The 17,588-nt window shown below is 66.4% G+C and carries 21 protein-coding genes; 11 read left to right on the top strand and 10 right to left on the bottom strand.

What is annotated here, in order from left to right; all coding sequences use genetic code 11:
* Positions 1-40: 40 nt before the first annotated feature.
* Positions 41-739 carry a hypothetical protein gene (locus ABZX86_RS10715; protein WP_355122191.1) on the top strand — a complete coding sequence of 233 codons (699 nt, stop codon included), beginning with the start codon at positions 41-43 and terminating at the stop codon, positions 737-739.
* 97 nt (positions 740-836) lie between these two features.
* On the opposite strand, the gene ABZX86_RS10710 is transcribed toward ABZX86_RS10715, so the two are convergent.
* A complete protein-coding gene (locus tag ABZX86_RS10710; RefSeq protein ID WP_355122189.1) occupies positions 837-1,781 on the bottom strand; it encodes an AraC family transcriptional regulator in 945 nt (314 codons plus the stop codon).
* An 87-nt stretch (positions 1,782-1,868) separates the two neighbouring features.
* On the opposite strand from ABZX86_RS10710, the gene ABZX86_RS10705 reads away from it, so the two are divergent.
* Together ABZX86_RS10705 and ABZX86_RS10700 are read left to right on the top strand one after the other, a co-directional pair.
* Positions 1,869-2,189 carry an EthD family reductase gene (locus tag ABZX86_RS10705; RefSeq protein WP_355122187.1) on the top strand — a complete coding sequence of 107 codons (321 nt, stop codon included), beginning with the start codon at positions 1,869-1,871 and terminating at the stop codon, positions 2,187-2,189.
* A gap of 31 nt (positions 2,190-2,220) precedes the next feature.
* Positions 2,221-2,424 (top strand): hypothetical protein, encoded by a 204-nt coding sequence (locus tag ABZX86_RS10700; RefSeq protein WP_355122185.1) that lies wholly within the window; start codon positions 2,221-2,223, stop codon positions 2,422-2,424.
* A 62-nt stretch (positions 2,425-2,486) separates the two neighbouring features.
* On the opposite strand, the gene ABZX86_RS10695 is transcribed toward ABZX86_RS10700, so the two are convergent.
* Positions 2,487-3,137 carry a class I SAM-dependent methyltransferase gene (locus tag ABZX86_RS10695; protein WP_355122183.1) on the bottom strand — a complete coding sequence of 217 codons (651 nt, stop codon included), beginning with the start codon at positions 3,135-3,137 and terminating at the stop codon, positions 2,487-2,489.
* A gap of 54 nt (positions 3,138-3,191) precedes the next feature.
* Positions 3,192-3,557 (bottom strand): TIGR03618 family F420-dependent PPOX class oxidoreductase, encoded by a 366-nt coding sequence (locus ABZX86_RS10690; RefSeq protein WP_355122181.1) that lies wholly within the window; start codon positions 3,555-3,557, stop codon positions 3,192-3,194.
* Positions 3,558-3,679: 122 nt separating this feature from the next.
* Here ABZX86_RS10690 and ABZX86_RS10685 point away from each other — a divergent pair, with 122 nt between their 5' ends.
* A complete protein-coding gene (locus ABZX86_RS10685; RefSeq protein ID WP_355122179.1) occupies positions 3,680-4,147 on the top strand; it encodes a helix-turn-helix domain-containing protein in 468 nt (155 codons plus the stop codon).
* Positions 4,148-4,194: 47 nt separating this feature from the next.
* Complete coding sequence (locus tag ABZX86_RS10680; protein ID WP_355122177.1) at positions 4,195-4,794, top strand: hypothetical protein; 600 nt, start codon at positions 4,195-4,197, stop codon at positions 4,792-4,794.
* A gap of 9 nt (positions 4,795-4,803) precedes the next feature.
* On the opposite strand, the gene ABZX86_RS10675 is transcribed toward ABZX86_RS10680, so the two are convergent.
* Complete coding sequence (locus ABZX86_RS10675) at positions 4,804-6,024, bottom strand: cytochrome P450 (RefSeq protein ID WP_355122175.1); 1,221 nt, start codon at positions 6,022-6,024, stop codon at positions 4,804-4,806.
* A gap of 153 nt (positions 6,025-6,177) precedes the next feature.
* Here ABZX86_RS10675 and ABZX86_RS10670 point away from each other — a divergent pair, with 153 nt between their 5' ends.
* On the top strand, positions 6,178-6,642 hold the full coding sequence (locus tag ABZX86_RS10670) for a PaaI family thioesterase (protein WP_327140046.1): 465 nt from the start codon (positions 6,178-6,180) through the stop codon (positions 6,640-6,642).
* 100 nt (positions 6,643-6,742) lie between these two features.
* On the opposite strand, the gene ABZX86_RS10665 is transcribed toward ABZX86_RS10670, so the two are convergent.
* From ABZX86_RS10665 to ABZX86_RS10640, 6 genes are read right to left on the bottom strand one after another with little or no spacing between them, the layout of a single operon-like run.
* Positions 6,743-7,585 (bottom strand): acyl-ACP desaturase, encoded by an 843-nt coding sequence (locus tag ABZX86_RS10665; RefSeq protein WP_355122173.1) that lies wholly within the window; start codon positions 7,583-7,585, stop codon positions 6,743-6,745.
* Positions 7,586-7,600: 15 nt separating this feature from the next.
* On the bottom strand, positions 7,601-8,449 hold the full coding sequence (locus ABZX86_RS10660) for a class I SAM-dependent methyltransferase (RefSeq protein ID WP_355122171.1): 849 nt from the start codon (positions 8,447-8,449) through the stop codon (positions 7,601-7,603).
* Positions 8,449-8,700 carry an acyl carrier protein gene (locus ABZX86_RS10655; protein WP_327140043.1) on the bottom strand — a complete coding sequence of 84 codons (252 nt, stop codon included), beginning with the start codon at positions 8,698-8,700 and terminating at the stop codon, positions 8,449-8,451. Before ABZX86_RS10655 ends, ABZX86_RS10660 begins: the two co-directional genes overlap by 1 nt.
* A complete protein-coding gene (locus ABZX86_RS10650) occupies positions 8,697-9,248 on the bottom strand; it encodes a PaaI family thioesterase (protein ID WP_355122169.1) in 552 nt (183 codons plus the stop codon). Before ABZX86_RS10650 ends, ABZX86_RS10655 begins: the two co-directional genes overlap by 4 nt.
* A gap of 2 nt (positions 9,249-9,250) precedes the next feature.
* Complete coding sequence (locus tag ABZX86_RS10645) at positions 9,251-10,039, bottom strand: ferritin-like domain-containing protein (RefSeq protein ID WP_355122167.1); 789 nt, start codon at positions 10,037-10,039, stop codon at positions 9,251-9,253.
* A 40-nt stretch (positions 10,040-10,079) separates the two neighbouring features.
* Positions 10,080-11,735, bottom strand: coding sequence for a fatty acyl-AMP ligase (locus ABZX86_RS10640; RefSeq protein WP_355122165.1), 1,656 nt, complete (start codon positions 11,733-11,735; stop codon positions 10,080-10,082).
* A 227-nt stretch (positions 11,736-11,962) separates the two neighbouring features.
* Here ABZX86_RS10640 and ABZX86_RS10635 point away from each other — a divergent pair, with 227 nt between their 5' ends.
* The 5 genes from ABZX86_RS10635 (at position 11,963) to ABZX86_RS10615 (ending at position 17,580) form a co-directional block, all read left to right on the top strand.
* Positions 11,963-13,216 carry a cytochrome P450 gene (locus tag ABZX86_RS10635; RefSeq protein WP_355122163.1) on the top strand — a complete coding sequence of 418 codons (1,254 nt, stop codon included), beginning with the start codon at positions 11,963-11,965 and terminating at the stop codon, positions 13,214-13,216.
* A complete protein-coding gene (locus ABZX86_RS10630) occupies positions 13,213-14,427 on the top strand; it encodes a cytochrome P450 (RefSeq protein WP_355122161.1) in 1,215 nt (404 codons plus the stop codon). Before ABZX86_RS10635 ends, ABZX86_RS10630 begins: the two co-directional genes overlap by 4 nt.
* Complete coding sequence (locus ABZX86_RS10625; protein ID WP_355122159.1) at positions 14,424-15,752, top strand: FAD-dependent monooxygenase; 1,329 nt, start codon at positions 14,424-14,426, stop codon at positions 15,750-15,752. Before ABZX86_RS10630 ends, ABZX86_RS10625 begins: the two co-directional genes overlap by 4 nt.
* Positions 15,753-15,824: 72 nt before the next feature.
* Positions 15,825-17,093, top strand: a complete 1,269-nt coding sequence (locus ABZX86_RS10620) for a cytochrome P450 (RefSeq protein ID WP_355122158.1) — start codon at positions 15,825-15,827, stop codon at positions 17,091-17,093.
* 61 nt (positions 17,094-17,154) lie between these two features.
* Positions 17,155-17,580, top strand: coding sequence for a hypothetical protein (locus tag ABZX86_RS10615; RefSeq protein ID WP_355122156.1), 426 nt, complete (start codon positions 17,155-17,157; stop codon positions 17,578-17,580).
* Positions 17,581-17,588 lie beyond the last annotated feature (8 nt).

The raw sequence follows: 17,588 nt of genomic DNA, 5'->3' as shown, positions 1-17,588 counted from the left end.
TTCCCGATTCGGGGAATGACAGAGAGAAGAAGAAACCAAGATGAGGAAGACTGCTGCGGCGTCCGCGCTGCTCGTCGCCGCGCTGGGCTTTGCCGCCGGGGCCACCGGAGCGGCCCAGGCTGATCAGAACGAGGCCGTGAACTTCACGGCGACCAATACCGAGAAGTCGACGATCATCAAGACCGATGCCGGCTCGCTGACCAACGAGAACGGCGTCTTCAAGATCAAGGCTGCCAATGGCACCGTGCTCGGCGGCACCGAATTGTCCTTCCGGGTGGACGATTTCGTCTTTCCGATCGCCGCTGACATCAGCGACCACACCGCCACGCTGACCCCGGAGCTGGACATCGACAAGGCTGTCTACCAGCCGGTCGCGCTGCCCTTCGACGACACCGCCCCCTGGAAGACCCCCTACGACCGCGAGCAGGCCGCCTGGGGCCGCATGCGTGACACCATCTCCGTCGGTGCGGCCATCGGAACGCTCGTCGGTGGTCTCGGCGGCGGCGCCGTCGGTTGCGTCATCGGCGGCGTTGTCGGCGCCGGCGCTGCCGCTGCCGCCATCGTCGGCCTCTTCGGCCCGATCGTTCCCGCCGCCGTTCTCGGCTGCATCGGTGGCATGGCGGCCATCGGCTTCCTCGGCACCCTGGCCGGCCAGCTCCTGGTGACCGCCCCGGTCGCCATCCTGGCCGCGGTCCAGTACTTCACCACGATCAACCAGCCTCTCGTTCCCGCGAAGTAGCTGGCCTCATACCCGGCGAACCTCGCCCGGGGGACACTGACCCCGCCCGGACCCTACATCCGGGCGGGGTCTTTCGCGTTCCTGGGACCTGAGATGCTCAGCGTCCCAGGATGTCTCGGCGCCAGCGGGCGGGTGGCGTGCCGTAGCGGCTTTTGAACGCACGGCTGAATGCGGCCTCGGAGGTGTAGCCGACTCGTTCCGCGATGAGCGTGATCGGCAGGGAGGTGCCGCGGAGCAGGTCGGTGGCGGCGTCCAGGCGGACATGCGTGAGGAAGGTGGCCGGTGGCTTCCCGACGCGATCGACGAACCGCGCGGCGAATGCCGACCGGGACAGGTTGCAGGTGTGTGCCAGCTCCTCGACTGTCCAGTCGTGACCGGGGTTTCTGTGGATAGCGCTGAGGGCCAAGCCGATCTGCGGGTCGAACGCGCCGGCCAGCCAGTTCGGTTCGGCGTCCTTGCCCGCGGCCCAGGCGCGCAGGATCTGGATGAAGATCAGGTCGAGAATGCGGGCGATCATGACCGCCGATCCCTGTGAGGGCGAATGCATTTCGATCAGGAGCATTCTGCGTGCGACTTCGAGCCCTTCGGGGGCCGGGGCGCGGGCATCGCCGAGAATGATGACAGCGGGCAGGCTTCCGAGCAGATGGCTCGCCTGCGGGTCGCCGATAGTGAATGTTCCGCAGAGCCAGCGCGCCGGCTCGGGTGTGTTGCCCTCGGCTGCCATCGCTTGTGTGTTGTTGTCTGTGTTGCTGATGTGGTGCGGGTCGCCGCGCGGGAGCAGGACGACATCGCCGCGTCTCAGGTGCTGGACCTGGTGGTTGCCGTCGAGTCGGAGATCGAGCTCGCCCGCTTCGATGATGTGCAGGCTGCCGGTCTCGGCGAAGCCGATCGAGAAGGTCTGCGGCGGAGCGTATTCGGTGGTCCGCTCACCGCTCAGGCGCACGCTCCGGAGCAGCTCCGAGAGCAGGTCGTCCGACTGGTCGGCTGGCGAATCAGCCTGTGTCGCTGGACGATCGGCAAGATTTACCGGCGGTTGGGTCATGGTCGCTACCCATTCCTCTGGTTAGTGTCGACAACCGTGAGCGGGTCCGCTCGCTGGTATCAACGGAGACTAACGGAGAGGTCAGCAATGACCGAGCACGGCAATACCACCAAGATCACCTTCGTCTATTCCAACCCCACCGACCCCGACGCCTTCGAGTCCGCCTACCCCGACCAACTCACCCTGGCCCGCAAACTCGCCGGCCTGACCAAACTGCAGTCATCGAAAGTCTGGCCCAAAGAAGACGGCACCCCCACCCCCGCCTACCGCCTCCTGGACCTCTACTTCACCGACTACGCCGCCGCCAGCGCCGCCGCCGCAGAAGCAGGCCCCCTGGTCGCCGCCACCCTCGAACACGCCACCGGAGGCGTAATCATCGCCTTCGCAGAAATCCTCGAGGACGCCTAACCCCGCCGCCCGCAACACCCCTGATCCCGTTGTGCCGCTCCGTGAGTACGAGCGACCCACCGGTCATGGAAACCGGCTGCACCGGACCCTTCCACCCGCACCACCCACCGCACTCGGCAATGTCCTGACCCTCGACCCTGCCATCACCGAACTCGGCGGTGATGTGCCACGCACGGGCCGGGTGGTCGCAGATCGGGCATTTGCCGAAGTAGTTCAGGATCTCCTGCACCTCTGACGCAACAACATTCGGTAGGGCCATGGCGTGAACCTCCTCCGCTGAGGGTATTCGGGACGTGCTTACTGATCGTAATGCGATGCGACGCTGTCCTGGCCGGTGTAGTTCGGTCCGGCATGATCATCGGCGCCGAGGTAGTGGAGATCCCACTGCGGAAGTGCTTGGCCGGTGCGAGTGAGTCGGCGGCGTTTTGCGTCGTATTGGAATCCTTTGTCGCGCAAGGATGTAGTGAATTTCCTGCCGATCGGGGAGCCGTCGGCCCAGCGCACCGAGGAGGCGTCGAAGTTGGCGGCGAAGTGTCCGTCGGTGGTGAGCCAGGATGCCATTCGGGTCAGGGCATCGAGTTTGTCGCCGACGTAGTGCAGGCTGTGGACGGCGGTGATGAGGTCGACCTGAGTGTCCGGGGTCCAGGTCAGAACCGAGCCGGTGACCAAATCCACTCCGGCACAGGGTGATCCGGCGAAGTAGCCGACGAGGTCCAGGCCGATGATCTGGATCTCCTCGGGCAGGGATTGAGCTGCTTCGAAGAGGGCGTGGCCGCTGCCGCATCCTACGTCCAGCCAGCGTTGTGGTGCTGGTCGTGCTGCCAGCCATGCCACCGGGTCGAAGCCGAGTTCGCGGCGGTAGGCGGGCAGTCGGCGGTCGCGGTTCATCGCGGAGTTGGCTACTACCGAACTCTGTTCCAAGCGCGTGTCGTCGAGAAACTCAGTCACATCGATATCCTGCCGTACTGCGGTATTTCGAGCCTCTCGACGGCAAGGCGGTTGCTACTCCGGGTCGATGAGGAAGACGACTCGCTCGTCGGTCCGGGGGTAGGGGGTGCCGGTGTATTTCATGGCGATTCGGTCGACGATCGCCCAGGCGGCGTCGCCCTCGAGCCACTCGACGACCCTGCCCCGAATGATCACCGGTTGAAAGAAGTTGTCGGCGGTGGTCATCGAGAGGGCCAGGCGTGGATCGCGGCGCAGGTTGCGAGCTTTGCGGGAGCCCGGGCCGGTGAACATCGCGATGCGGTCGCCTTCGGTGCCGACGTAGACGGGAACGGCATGGGGACCGCCGTCGGGGAGGATGGTGGCGACGTGGGCGTGCGGGGCGCCGTCGAGTACGCGGCGCACATCGGGATCGAGGCTCATCGCCACACCTCGCAGTGCAAGACATTGGTCATCGCCGTGTTCCTTTCTAAGTTCCTTCAGGAGACTTAAACACCGTAGCAAGCAAAGTTCCCTAAGGGAACCCCAATTGCTAGGCTGCAGATATGCAACGTACGAACTTCGGCGAGATGGCCTGCTCGATCGCCCGCGCCCTCGATGTCATCGGCGAGCCGTGGTCACCGTTGATCCTGCGCGACGTATGGGTCGGGTTCAGCCGGTTCGAGCAGATCCAGGCCGACCTCGGCATCTCCCGCAAGGTGCTGACCGAACGGCTGAACCACCTCGTCGAGCACGGCGTACTGGACAGAAAGGCCTACGACCAGCGGCCGCGCTACGAATACGTCCTGACGGAGAAGGGAACAGAACTGATCGACCTGCTCCTGGTCATGAAAGGCTGGGGCGACAAGTGGTCCGCAGGCGAGGCGGGCCCGCCGGTCCTGTACCGCCACCACGCCTGCGGCGAGATCACCGACGTCGACCTCCGCTGCGCCCACTGCGGTCAGCCGATGCACGCAGGGGACATCGACCTATTGCCGGGGCCGGGTGCGGCAGTTCAAGCCCCCCGTCACTAGCGCGGGACACCTTGGGCCCCAGTGAGTCTCATCGGCTCGGCAAGGATGTGGCGCTGAAGCCGGAGCGGATATTCGCCCATGAACCGGTGATGCGAACCATTGCTTGGGATGATGAGGGTATGGGTGGAACGGATGCGGTGTTCTTGAATGGGACGGTGGGAGTGGGGAAGAGCGCTGTTGCTGAGGCCCTTGCGGAACTGGAGGAGCGGGGCGGTACTTCGCATGCGGTGATCGACCTTGATTACATTCGGCGGTTCTGGCCCGCGCCGGGTGGGGATCCTTTCAATCTCGCGCTGGAGTTGGCGAACCTGGAGGCGGTGGTGGCGAATTACCGTGCGGCTGGTGCCGAGCGGCTCATTCTCGCGGGTGTGATCGAACGTCGTGGTGATGTTGCCCGGTATGCGGCGGCGACTCGGGCAGCGAGGCTGGTGGTGGTTCGGCTGACTGCGAATCGGAGGTCGGTCGACGAACGGTTGCGCGGGCGGCACGCGGGCGATCCTGCGGGCCTGGCATGGCATCTCGCGCGGGCGGGGGAGTTGGCCGGAATCCTGGATGCTGCCGGTGTCGATGATATTTCCGTCGACACGTCGGGGCTGACGCCCGCAGAGGTTGCGGGGGAGGTTCGGCGCGTTGCCGGATGGCAGTAGGGCTCCTGGTCAGCGAAGGCGGACAGGCAATTCCAGGAGTCCGCGGATGAGGGTGCTGGATTGCCAGGCGGTGGTGGTGGCGATGGGGGAGAGGTAGAGGTTCGGGAAGTGTTGTAGGAGAGCGGTGAAGGCGATCTGGGCTTCCATTCGGGCCAGTGGTGCGCCGAGGCAGAAGTGAATGCCGTGGCCGAAAGCCAAGTGGCCGGAGCTGTCTCGGGTGGGGTCGAGGATGTGTGGGTCGGGGTAGCGGGCGGGGTCGCGGTTGGCGGCTTCCAGGGCGATGTAGACGAGTTCGTCTGCGGGGATGGTGATGTCGGCGATGTGGATCGGTTCGGTCGTGAAGCGGACGGTGGAGAGGTTGACCGGGCCGTCGTAGCGGAGGAATTCCTCGACTGCGGAGGGGATGGCAGCGGGGTCGGCGCGCAGGGCATGGAACCGATCTGGGTGCTGGAGCAGTGCGTAGGTGCCGTTGGCGATGAGATTCACTGTGGTCTCGTAGCCGGCGACCAGGAGCAGGAAGGACATGGCCACCAGCTCGGGTTCGGTGAGGGCATCGCCGTCTTCGCCGACCTGGACCAGTCCGGAGAGCAGGTCGTCGGCGGGGGTGGCCTGTTTGGCGCGCACCAGGCGGGTCAGGTACCCGATCATGGCGAGGGAGGCGCGGGTGCGTTCCGCTTCGCGGCCCACGACGCCGACGAGGTCTTGGGTCCACTGCTGGAAGTCGTCACGTTCGGCGGGTGGTACGCCCAGTAGTTCACAGATGACCGTAATAGGCAGTGGCACAGCGAATTCGCGCAGCAGATCGACCTCGTCGCGGCCGTCGATCCCGTCCAGCAGGGCGCTGGTGATCTGCTCGATCCGCGGCCGCAGCGCTGCCACGCGGTGTGCTGTGAATGCCTTGCTGACGAGCTTGCGCAGGCGGGAGTGGTCGGGCGGGTCGATATTGAGCATGTGCGTCAGCAGCGCGATCTGCCGCGGATTCATCGGCGGCGTCTGACGTTTCGCGCTCACCAGTGCTTCGACATGCGCGATGTTCTTGCGCAGCCGCGGATCCGCGAGCGCGGCGCGGCCCTCGGCGTGGCCGAGGATCACCCAGCGAATCACGCCGTCGGGGAAGCGAACCCGCCGCACCGGACCGTATTCGCGCCAGCGGCGATAGTGCCGGTGCGGATCGGCGAAGAAGTCCGCGCCGATGGTCTCGATCCGGTCCGGTGTTTCGATATCGACCATGGCGCGACGCTATCGACTGGCATCGAGGGCGGTGCGGGGGTGCGCCGGTCTCGATCAGCCGATCGGATATTGAAATGGAATGGGTTGCCGGCAGACGGAATTCACCGCCGACTGCTCGAATGAAGGGAATCGTTCGGCAGGAAGGAAGAATTCATGACCAGCATCGACAATCACGTCGAGGACAAGGTCGCCAAGCGGGTCGGTGAACTCACCGAGGTATTCCAGCGCGGGCTCGACGAGAAGCTCGGCGTCGGCGCCTCGCTGGGCATCCGATTGGAAAGCGCCGGGGCGGGCTGCACCCGCTACTACCTGGATCCGAATGTGGCGACCATCAATGCCATGTTCACCGTGCACGGCGGTGTGATCGCGACCCTCATGGACACCGCCATGGGCAGCGCCGTATTCACGAAACTCGATGACGGCGTTGCCTATACGACGCTGGAACTGAAGGTGAACTTCATTCGGGGCGTGACCCTGGACGGCTCCCGGCTCACCTGTGATGCCACGGCCGTGCACGTCGGCCGCCGCACCGCCACCGCGGAAGGCCGGATCACCGATGCCGCAGGCAAGCTGATCGCCCACGGCTCCACCACGATTCTCATTCTCCGCGCCGACTAGCTCTCCGCGCCGGCCGGCAATCAACGAGAAAGGCCCTGCCCCCGGGGAAGTCGGGAGCAGGGCCTCTTCTCTGTGACCGCCTCGCTCAGTGCGTTGCTGCTCAGCCCAGCGTGCGGCACTGCGCGACGAAGTCGGCCAGTTCGTCCACCCGGTCGGTGCGCGCATCCACCGCCCGGTCGATCACCTTGATCAGATGGTCGTACGCCGCGGTGTGGTCGTAGTCCGCGACATCGGCGATCCGCAGCGCCCACCGCCAATACCCGCGCAGCGTATCGGCAAGGGGCATACGGAATCCCGCGATCACCTCGCGAATCGGCTCCACGGCGTCATCACCCTGCGTCCGCAGATACCGGGTCACCACATCGGCCATGAAGCTGAAGTGCCGCGCCTCGTCCCGCGAGAGCCGGGTGAGCACCGCACCGAGCACCGGATCATCCACCACATCCCGCAGCTGGTGGTAGTACATCTGAGTGGCCTTCTCCTGCACCAGCGCATAGGCGAAGTACTGCACCGGATGGGTGTACGGCAGCTCGAAGGACTTCTGCCCCTCCACCGCCAGCTCACCGCGCAGTGCGCTGCGATCGGCCATACCGGAGGCTTCCTGATATCGCGCCAGCGCCCGCGAATGCGTGTCCTCCTCGAGTGCCCAGCGCACGGTGAAGTGGTGCAGCTCCCGATTGTGAATGAAGGTCGGCAGGTCCACCGTATCGTCCACCGGGAAACTGCGCTGGTACACATCGAAATACCCGGGCAGATGATCCTCGATGAGGGTGACGAACTGCACCGCCGACCGCTGTCCCTCGGACAGCCGGCCGGCGTCGGCCGCGGCCCAGTCGAAGGCCGTCTCCACATCCCAGGCGCGCGCGGCGGGGGAGGCCGCCAGGAAGCTGTCGACTGCCGCCACCAGATCCTCGACCGGCAGCAGTGCGGATTCGATCGTCATGACTGCTCCTGACAGCTATCGGGCCTTGCGGCAGACCAGCGCGTAATGCTTTGTGGTGTAACCCCATCCGGCATTGGCGACCTCCAGGTAGTGCCGCAGCTTCGCGGCCAGACCCGGCTGATGGGCATCGATGCGCTCGGCGGCGACATCCACATTGTCGATCCAGTGGTCGATGGTGCGGCGGTAGTCATCGGTGAGATCGTCGACCGAGGCGATGGAGAATCCGGCATCCTCGGCGGCCGTGACCAGATCCGACAGCGGCCGCAGATCGCCCCAGCCGAAGATGTCCGAGCGCACGAACTCGGTGCCCGCCCGCTCGTCGAAAGCCCTGCGGGCAGCCGCATTCCGGAAGCAGCTCTCCGAGACGTAGAGGCTGCCGCCGCGCCGCAGCACCGCGCGCGCCCGCCGGAACACCTCGTCCAGATCGGGCATATGCACAATGGATCCGAGCATGGTGACCGCGTCCACGCTGGCATCGGGCAGCGTGAGCTGCTCGAAATGCCCTACGCGAGTGCGCACCTGATTGCTGACGCCCCGCGCGGCCGCCTGCTCGGCAATGTACTCGTGCTGACGCGGGGCCGGGCTGATGCCGAGCGTATCGCAGCCGTACTCCTGCGCCATGAACAGAATCAGCGAACCCCAGCCGCAACCGATATCCAGCAGCTCCTCGCCGCCATTGAGGCCCAGGCGCCGGGCGACGAAACGCAGCTTGTTGCGCTGCGCCAATTCCAGTGAGTCACTGTCGGATTCGTACAGCGCCGAGCTGTACTTGCGCAGCGGATCCAGGAACTGCCCGAAGATATCGGGATCGAGATCGTAGTGCTGATTGGTATCGGCGGTGACGGTCACCTCGGGTGCGGACATCAGGCGGCCGTCCGCACAAGCTTGTCCACCACGGCCGTCACCTCGGACAGCGTGGAGGTGCCGAACACATCCTTGTCCTCGAGCTCGATGTCATAGGTGCGCTCGATGCGGGCGATCATGCGCAGCACCCGCACCGAATCCACGCCCGCCATGGCGCGCAGATCGGCGTCGGGCGCCAGCACGGTCTCGGGCAGGCCGGTTTCGGCCGCGGCGATCTCGGTGACGGTACGCAGGATGTCGTCGGTGGTCATGGCTGAACTCCATTCGATGGCACGGCATCGGCCGTGGTCAGGGCGTGCGAGAGCAGTGCGACTTCGTCGTCGTCGAGGGAGAGTTGATGGCGCACGTCCGCCAGCACGAACGGCTGGTAGGTGGCGCTGGAGGAGGCGCAGAGGTCGCCGTCGGCGTCGAGGATGTCGGCGGACGCCCGGATCGGGGCCTCGGCGCTGTTGTCGGACAGTGTTGCGACACAGCGGTATTCGCGGTCGATCAGCAGCGGGGTCAGAAATCGGGTGCGCTGCGAGATGGTGAAGGCGGGTACGTGGCGGACCAGCACGATGAGATTGCCCATCACCTCATCGCAGATCACGCCGGTGAGCCCGCCGTGCACCACGCCGGGATAGGACTCGAAGGCCCGGTTCAGGCGGAACCGGGCCTGCAGGCCGTCCGGATGCGGCGTGAAGGTCAGCTGCAATCCGGACGGATTGTGTGGGGAACAGCCGAAGCAGTGATAGTCCGGAATCACCGACCAGGGCACCGCGACGGCGGGCGGATCGGCCGGATGGGCGCAGTGCTGCACCGCTAGGCGATCGCGTCGGCCAGCGCGCGGCGCACCTTGGCATTGCTGGACACATCGAGCCCGGTCAGTGTCGCGAAGGTGCGGCGCACCTTGTCGTGCAACACCTCCAGCTCACCCTCGGCCGCCACCTGCTCCAGGAACAGATCGAAACCGGTGTCGATGGTCTCGTGATCGCCGAGTTCGGTCAGGCCGGCCTTGAAGGTGCTGACCGGATGCTTGATCTTGGCCTCGGAGCTGTACACGTACAGCGTCTCGAGGACCGAGGGCAGCTCCTCCGGACGACGCCGCAGTCGCTCGGTGGCGTAGTGGATGAATTCGCGCGCATGCCCGGCCTCATCGCGACTTGCGTTGAGCAGCAGGGCTTTCAGAATCGGCTCCTCCACCCACGCCGACACCGCGCGGTAGATGTGATTCACCGTGAGCTCGGAGATGATATTGGTGGCCAGCGTCGCAGACGGCGTGCTGCCCGGCGCGTACGGCTCGCGCATCGCATCCACGGCCTTGTCCTGCACGTCCTCGCCGATCGCGCGCAGCCAGGTGCGGAAAGCGTAGTGGTGCTGGACTTCCTGATAACCCCACACCACCGCGAAGGTGGAGAAGTCGTAGTCGTCCACGAACTCCGCGAGGAATCCGTGCACCGCCGCGATGACATTGGATTCGCCCATGGCCGAACTCTTGGCCAGGGTGATGTACTCCGGCCGCACCAGGGCGGGGTCGATGGCATCGAAGTTGAGGTCGGTCAACTTCCAGTGCAGGCGCTCGTAGTGGCGGAAGACGTCATAACTGTGCACGGGAGACTCCAGTTTCGTGAGAGGCGAAAACCACTGGGCTTCAGCGTTGCTGGGCGATGAGTTCGCGGGCGGCGAGCCGCTGCAGCTTGCCGCTGCTGGTCCGGGGAATGCTGCGCGGGGGCACGAGGTACACGGCCACGGCGGCCAGGCCGAGTTCGGCCGCGACCCGGTCCCTGATGGCGCGGTCCAGGGCCTCGGCCTCGGGACCGGTGAGCTCGGATTCGGCAATGAGAGCGATGACGTCCGCGCCGTCCGGATCGATGGCCGCTGTGCAACGGCCCTTGTAGATTCCGTCGAGGTCGCAGACGACGGCCTCCACGTCCTGGGCGTAGTGGTTGACCCCGCGCACGGTGATCATGTCCTTGCAGCGGCCGGTGACGAAAAGCTCACCCTCGCAGAGGTATCCGAGATCGCCGGTACGCAGCCAGCCGTCGATGAACCGATCCGCGACCGCCGCCGGATCGACCGCCAGATAGCCGTCGGTGACCGAAGCGCCCTGGATCAGGATCTCGCCCACGTGCCGGTCCGGTAGTTCCGCATCGGTCTCAGGATCGACGATGCGCAGAGACAGGCCGTCCACCGCCGAACCCACTCCGGCCACCGCGCGCGCACCCGGTCGAGTCGCGGAAACCGGTTGCGCGAGACTGTCATCCGCGAGCGTGGCGCGATCGACCCATTCGAAGACCGTCTCGCGCCCAAGCGGCGGGAAGGCGACCGCCAGGGTGGCCTCCGCCATCCCGTATACCCCGAACATGGTGCTCGGCTGGAACCCTGCGGGCTCGAACCGCTCACAGAAGCGTGTCACCACATCGTGCGAAATTGGTTCCGCCCCATTGAAAGCGATGCGCCAGTGCGAGAGATCGTATTCGGCCACCCGCTCCGGGGGCACCGCGGCCAGCAGCGCCTCGTAGCCGAAGTTCGGCATGGCGGTGATAGTGGTTCCGCTGGCGGCGAATTCGCGCAACCAGCGCGCCGGATCCTTGACGAAGGCCAGCGGCGACCAGACGTGCGCCGGAATCCCGCGCAGGATCGCCGACAGCGTGCCGAACAGGCCCATATCGTGGAACAGCGGCAGCCAGAACCCGCCCTGATCATCGAGATCGAGGGCAATGCCCGTGCGGATGGCGGCCAGCCCGCTGGTCACCTGACGGTGGGTGAGCTGGACACCCTTGGGTGCGGCGGTGCTGCCGGAGGTGAACTGCACGACGGCGAGATCGTCCGGTCCGGGGGTGGGCAGCGCCGGGGCGTACCCATCGTCCGGCCCGGAAAGGGTTGCAGTGTCGACGAATTCGACATCGACCCCGGCGAGCAGCGGCACCAGTTCGGCGAATGCCGGTGAGACCAGCACGGTGCGCATACCCGCCGCCGCGGTGATGGCGGCCAGCTGCTCCGGATATCCGGCTGCCCGGCGGATCCCGGCGGGCAGCGGCAGCGGAGTCGCCGCGCCACCGGCGGCGGCAATGGCGAAGAAGCTCACGATGAACTCCGGGGCGTTCGGGCACAGGATGCCCACCGGCTCGCCGCGCCGCACCCCGCGCTCGATCAGCACCGCCGCCGCACTGCCGGCCGCCCGGTGCAGTTCGGCGTACTCGATGCTCTCGGCCGTCGACCAGAAGGTTGCCGCTACCCGGGGATGCGCTGCCGCGATACCGGCGAGCATTCCCGGCAAGGTGCCCGAAGAATCCGAGGAATTCATGGGGCCAACCACAACAGCGAATTGTGTCCAGCCGCTGAACGCATTGTGAAACCCGCGCTGTGATAAGCAGGCTCGATCAACCAATTACGTTGCACGATAAAGGGACACGGTGATCGCGCGATAGCTTCCGGCGATAGCCGGGTAACCGCACCCGGCCGGGCGGCGAATATGAACGGCGGAATTGTTCGAGTATCCGATATCGCAGTGATTTCTTTCAGGAGTTGCCGGTGAGTTCCGACCAGGCCACCGCTCCGGCAGTGGTAATTCCAGACGTGACCCCGGTACAGCTGGCGGTGGTCGAGAGCGTCGCACCGCACCTACGGCACAACCCCTACGACAGCTACGAGACACTGCGCACAGCCGGGCCGTTCGTCCCCGGACCGCACGACACCCACCTGGTGCCCAGACATGCCGAGGCACAGGCCATTCTGCTGGATCCGCGCTGGAGCCACGCCGAGGAACCGGAACTGCTGCACGGCGACAGCGAGGTCGAACTGCCCGGCTCGTTCCTGTGGATGGAGCCGCCGGACCACACTCGGCTGCGCGGACTGGTCGGCAAGGCGTTCACCGCGCGCACCATCATCGGATTGCAGGCGCGCGCCGAACAGCTGGTCGACGAACTCCTGACTCGCATACTCGCCGCCGGTGAGGTGGATCTGCTGGAGGCGCTGGCATATCCGGTGCCGCTCACCCTGATCTGCGAATTGCTCGGTGTCCCCGTCGAAGCGCATGAGCAGGTGCGATTCATGTCGGCTGGAATTGCGCGCGGCCTGGATCCCGATGTACTGCTGTCCCCGGAAGAACTGGCGGCGCGCACTGCGGCCGTGCACGAATTCACCGAATTCTTCGGCGATCTGGTGGACCAGCGTCGCCGGACGCCGCGCGCGGACCTCATCACCGCGCTGGTGCAGGCCGAGGAGGCCGGGGTGCGGCTGACCCACACCGAGCTGATCGGCACCCTGCTCATCCTGGTGGTCGCGGGGCACGAGACCTCGGTCAACCTGATCGGCAACGGCGTGCTCGCGCTCATGCGCCACCCCGGCGAATTCCAGCGGCTGCGGCAGGATCCGGAGCTGGCCGCACCGGCGGTGGACGAGGTGCTGCGCTATGACGCGCCCGTGCACCTCACCACCCGCACCGCCCGGGCCGAAATCATGGTCGCCGGAAGGACATTCGTACCCGGCGATGCCGTCATCGTGCTGCTCGGCTCCGCCAATCGCGATCCGGCGGCCTTCCCCGAACCCGACCGCTTCGATATCCGCCGGTACCGGCCGGGCCGCCGCGCCGAACGGCACCTGTCCTTCGGTCTCGGGCTGCACTACTGCCTGGGCGCACCGCTGGCCCGCCTGGAAATGCGCGAAATATTGCACGCCCTCGCCCTGCGCGTGGAGAACCTGACCCTGCTCGAGGAACCGCCGTACCGGCCGAATGTGGTGGTGCGCGGCATGTCCGAACTTCTTGTCCGTGTGGAGGGCCGATGAGCACTGCCGAAATCACGTTCGACGCTTTCGAATCGAGTGAGCGCGCCGATCCCTATCCCGCCTACCGCCGCGTGCGCGATGCGGCCGCACTGTTCCCCTACGCCTTCGATGAGGTGCCGGTCACCCTGGTGACGCGGTACGAGGAATGCTCGGCCGTGCTCACCGGCGCGGACTGGGGCCACGGATATGCCGCCGGCATCAGCCCTTTCCGCGATACCACCGCTGCCATTCCCGGCTCCTTCGTCCGCATGGACCCGCCCGAACACGCCCGCTATCGCAAGCTTGTGGCCAAGGCGTTCACCCCGCGCATGGTCGGCGAACTGGCGCCTGTCGCCGGACAGGTGGTGAACGAACTGGTGGATGCCGCGGTGCAGCGCGGTGAACTCGACATTCTGGCCGATCTGGCCGTGCCGCTCGCGGTCGCCATGATCCCGGTGCGGCTGCTGGGCGCCGATCCCGCCGACGGTGCGCGATTCCGGGAGTGGCAGTTGGCGATTGCCCGCGGCAGCGATCCGGACACGCTGCTGGGCGAGGCCGATATGACGGCGCGCGGTGCGGCAGCCATGGCCTGCATGGGGTACTTCGCCGAGTTGATCGCCCGCAAGAAGCACAGTCCGACACCGGATCTGCTCAGTGAACTGGTGGCCGCCAGCGTGGACGGTGACATGCTCACCGAATCCGAGGTGATCGGCATATCGCTGCTGCTGCTCGTGGCGGGTATGGAAACCTCCATCAACCTCATCGGCAATGGGATGCTGGCGCTGCTGCGGAATCCCGAGCAGCTGCGGCTGCTGCGCGAGCGGCCCGAATTGATCGGGTCGGCGCTGGACGAAATGCTGCGCTATGACGCACCCACCCAGTTCACCATCCGGGTGGCGCTGGCCGACACCGTGGTCGGCGGCCGCGAGTTCAAGCGCGGTGACGGCGTGGTCGTACTGACCGCCTCCGCGAGCCGGGACGACCGGGTCTTCCCCGATGCCGATTCGTTCGATATCACGCGCTATGCCGGAACCCGGCCCGCCCGTAAGCATCTCGGCTTCAGCCTCGGCATCCACTACTGCGTGGGCGCGCCGCTGGCGCGGATCGAAGCCGAAGCCGCTGTGCTCACACTGCTGGATCGGGCCCCGGAACTACGGCTGGCCTCCGACACCATCGAATACCGCCCCAGCCTCATCCACCGGGGCGTCACGGCATTGCCGGTGACGATGTGACCGCCGGACGGCACGCCGTTGTCCTCGGTGCCGGGATCGCCGGACTGCTGGCGGCCCGGGTGCTGTCGGAAGAGTTCGCGCGCGTGACGATTCTGGAGCGCGACCGGTGCGAGGGCGTCCAGGTGCGCCGCGGCGTACCGCAGGGCCGCCATCTGCACGGGCTGCTGGACAGCGGCCGCGCCGTCCTCGAAGAGCTGTATCCGGGATGTACGGCCGAACTGGTCCGCCGCGGTGCGACCGCCGCCGAGGTGCTGGTCCAAACCCGCTGGTACGTCGGTGGCGCCCGGCTCGTGCCCACTTCGACCGGATTGACCTCCGTCATCGCGAGCCGCCCGCTGCTGGAGGCCGTGCTGCGCCAGCGCACCTGTCAGATACCGAATGTGCGTATGCGCGAAGGCATTACGGTGCGGGGCCTGCTCGGCGACGCCGAGGCGGTGACCGGCGTCGCGACGGTCGCCGACGGCCGTGCCGAGGACATCACCGCCGATCTGGTCGTGGATGCGACCGGTCGTGGATCCCGAATCGAGGAGTGGCTCACCGATATCGGCGCCGCGGTGCCCGATACCGAACGGCTCGATGTGGATCTCGGCTATTCCTCCCGGCTGTATCGGCACCGGCCCGGGCAGCTGGGCGGGCACTCCTCGGTCATCGTCTCGACCGGAACGAACGGCCGCGGCGGCGGGGCGGTGCATATCGAAGGGGACCGGTGGCTGGTCACCCTCGCCGGAATGCTCGGTGACCATCCACCGGCCGACCCCGCCGAATTCCCGAGCTATGCCGCGACACTTTCAGCCCCCGACATCCATGAGATCGTCACCGACTCCGAACCACTCGACGATCCGGTGCCGTACCGATTCCGGGCGTCGCTGCGCCGGCATTTCGATCGGATGACCGCCGTACCCGGGGGCCTGCTGGTGATCGGCGACGCGCAGTGCGCCTTCAATCCGCTGTACGCGCAGGGCATGACGGTCGCCGCACTGCAGGCCGCCGCTCTGCGCATCTGCCTGGACGGCGCACCCGCGACCCTGGCCGCGCGGTTCTACGCCGCCGCCGCCGACCCGGTGGCCGCCGCCTGGCGCCTGGCCGCCTCCTCCGACCTGAGCCATCCGGGTGTGATCGGTCCACGTTCGCTTCGGACCCGGCTCACCAATGTCTATGTGGCTCAGGTGCAACGGGCCGCCCATCACGATCCGGTGGTGTCGCGGACCTTCATGCGTGTGGCCCATCTGGTGGAACCGCCTGCCGCGCTCACGCATCCGGTCACCGCCGGACGGATCATGCTGCGCGGCAGCGGATTCGCGAACACCAGAGCCACGCCGAGCTGAACCACCTATGTCCAGTCGAACGTCATCGCCGCCGTCGACCGTCATCGCGCTGTCGAATTCAGGAGGATACGCATGGCCGCACCAGACGTGAACACCGTTGCCGCCGACCAAGATCCCGCCATTCTCACGGCAATGGCACAGCTCTTCGGACCCGATGGCCGGGCCGATCCCTACACTCCGGCGCGCGTCCTGCGCGAGGCCGGGCCCATCCATATGACCCCGATCGGCCACCACGTCCTCACCCGGTACGAGGACTGCGCCGCGGTGCTGTCCACCACCGCGTGGAGCCACGCCGAAGAGGCCGGGATGATGCACCCGACCGTCACGCCGGAGACCGCCGCCGACGAACTGCCCACCTCCTTCCTGTGGATGGAGCCGCCGGACCACACCCGCCTGCGCAATCTGGTCACCAAGGGATTCACCCCGCGCATGGTGACGCGGCTGCGCCCGCGCATCGAGGAACTCACCGAACAGCTCGTCGACAAGGCGCTGGAGGCCGGGGAATTCGATCTGATCGAGTTCATCGCCTATCCGCTGCCGCTGATCATCGCCTGTGAGCTCATCGGCGTCCCGCCGGAGGCGTACGAGCAGGTGCACCAGTGGTCGCAGGACCTGGCGCGCGGCTTCGACCACGACTACACGCTGCCGGAGGAATCACTGAAGGCGCGCAGCGCGGCATCGCGTGGATTCATGAACTACTTCCGCGAACTGCTGAACGAGCGCCGGGTCAATCCGACCGACGATCTGCTCAGCGTGCTGTCGCAGGTCGAGGACCGCGGTGATGTGCTGACCGAGCAGGAACTGCTTGCCACCTGCATCACCACCTTTGTCGCCGGGCACGAGACCACCGCGAATCTGGTCGGCACCGGCATGCTGCGCCTGCTGCGCGAACCCGGTCAGGTCGAACTGCTGCGCGCGCGGCCCGAACTGGTGGCCGTCACCCCCGACGAGCTGCTGCGGCTGGAGCCGTCCGTGCAGATCACCACCCGCGCCGCGACCCGGCCCATCACCGTGGCGGGCCACGACTTCGAGAAGGGCGAAGGCGTTGTGGTGCTGATCAATTCAGCGAACCACGATGACGCCGCCTTCACGAATCCGGATCGCACCGATGTGACCCGCTACTCGGATCCGAAGAATCCGGCCAAGAAGCATCTCGGCTTCAGCCTCGGCATCCACTACTGCCTCGGCGCGCCGCTGGCGCTGCTCGAGATGGAGGTGCTGCTGGAGGTGCTGCTGCGCAAAGTCGGTGCGATGGAACTGCTTTCGGAGAATCCGCCGTTCAAGCCGAACGTCGTCATCCGGGGGCTGGAATCGCTGCAGGTCGGATTCAAGCCCGCCTGATCCGATTCTGGCCATGTAAAAAATTGTTTACATGGTGTCTGAAGTTCTTTACACTGGGCGCATGCCGTTCGAGGAGAAGCGCACCTGGATACTGGGTGTGGCCGCTGTCGTCTCGTACGCGATCTACCTGGTCGTGGTACTGATTCGGGCACGGCATGACGCATTGACGATGGTGGCCTACGTTTGGCCGCTGCTGTGGGCCGTGGCCGGCTCGATAGCGGCGTCCATCGTGGCCACCATTGTCGTTTCCCTGACCTCCCGGGACCGCGATCGCAAGGATCAGCGCGATCGCGAGATCGACCGGGCCGGTGCGCAGGTCGGCAATGCCTTCGTGGTGCTGGGCGCGGTGGCCGCGTTGCTGCTGGCCCTGGCCGGCGGCGATCGATTCTGGATCGCCAATGTGATCTACCTCGGCTTCACGCTGTCCGCGGTGGTCGGCGCGGTCGCCAAGATCGTGGCCTACCGGCGGGGGCTCTGGCCGTGGTGAAACCGACG

Source organism: Nocardia sp. NPDC006630, from assembly GCF_040611495.1.
In the GTDB taxonomy this organism is placed as follows: Bacteria; Actinomycetota; Actinomycetes; order Mycobacteriales; family Mycobacteriaceae; genus Nocardia.
The sequence above is the reverse complement of the archived record's forward strand: the minus strand, read 5'-3'. Positions and strand labels throughout refer to the sequence as shown.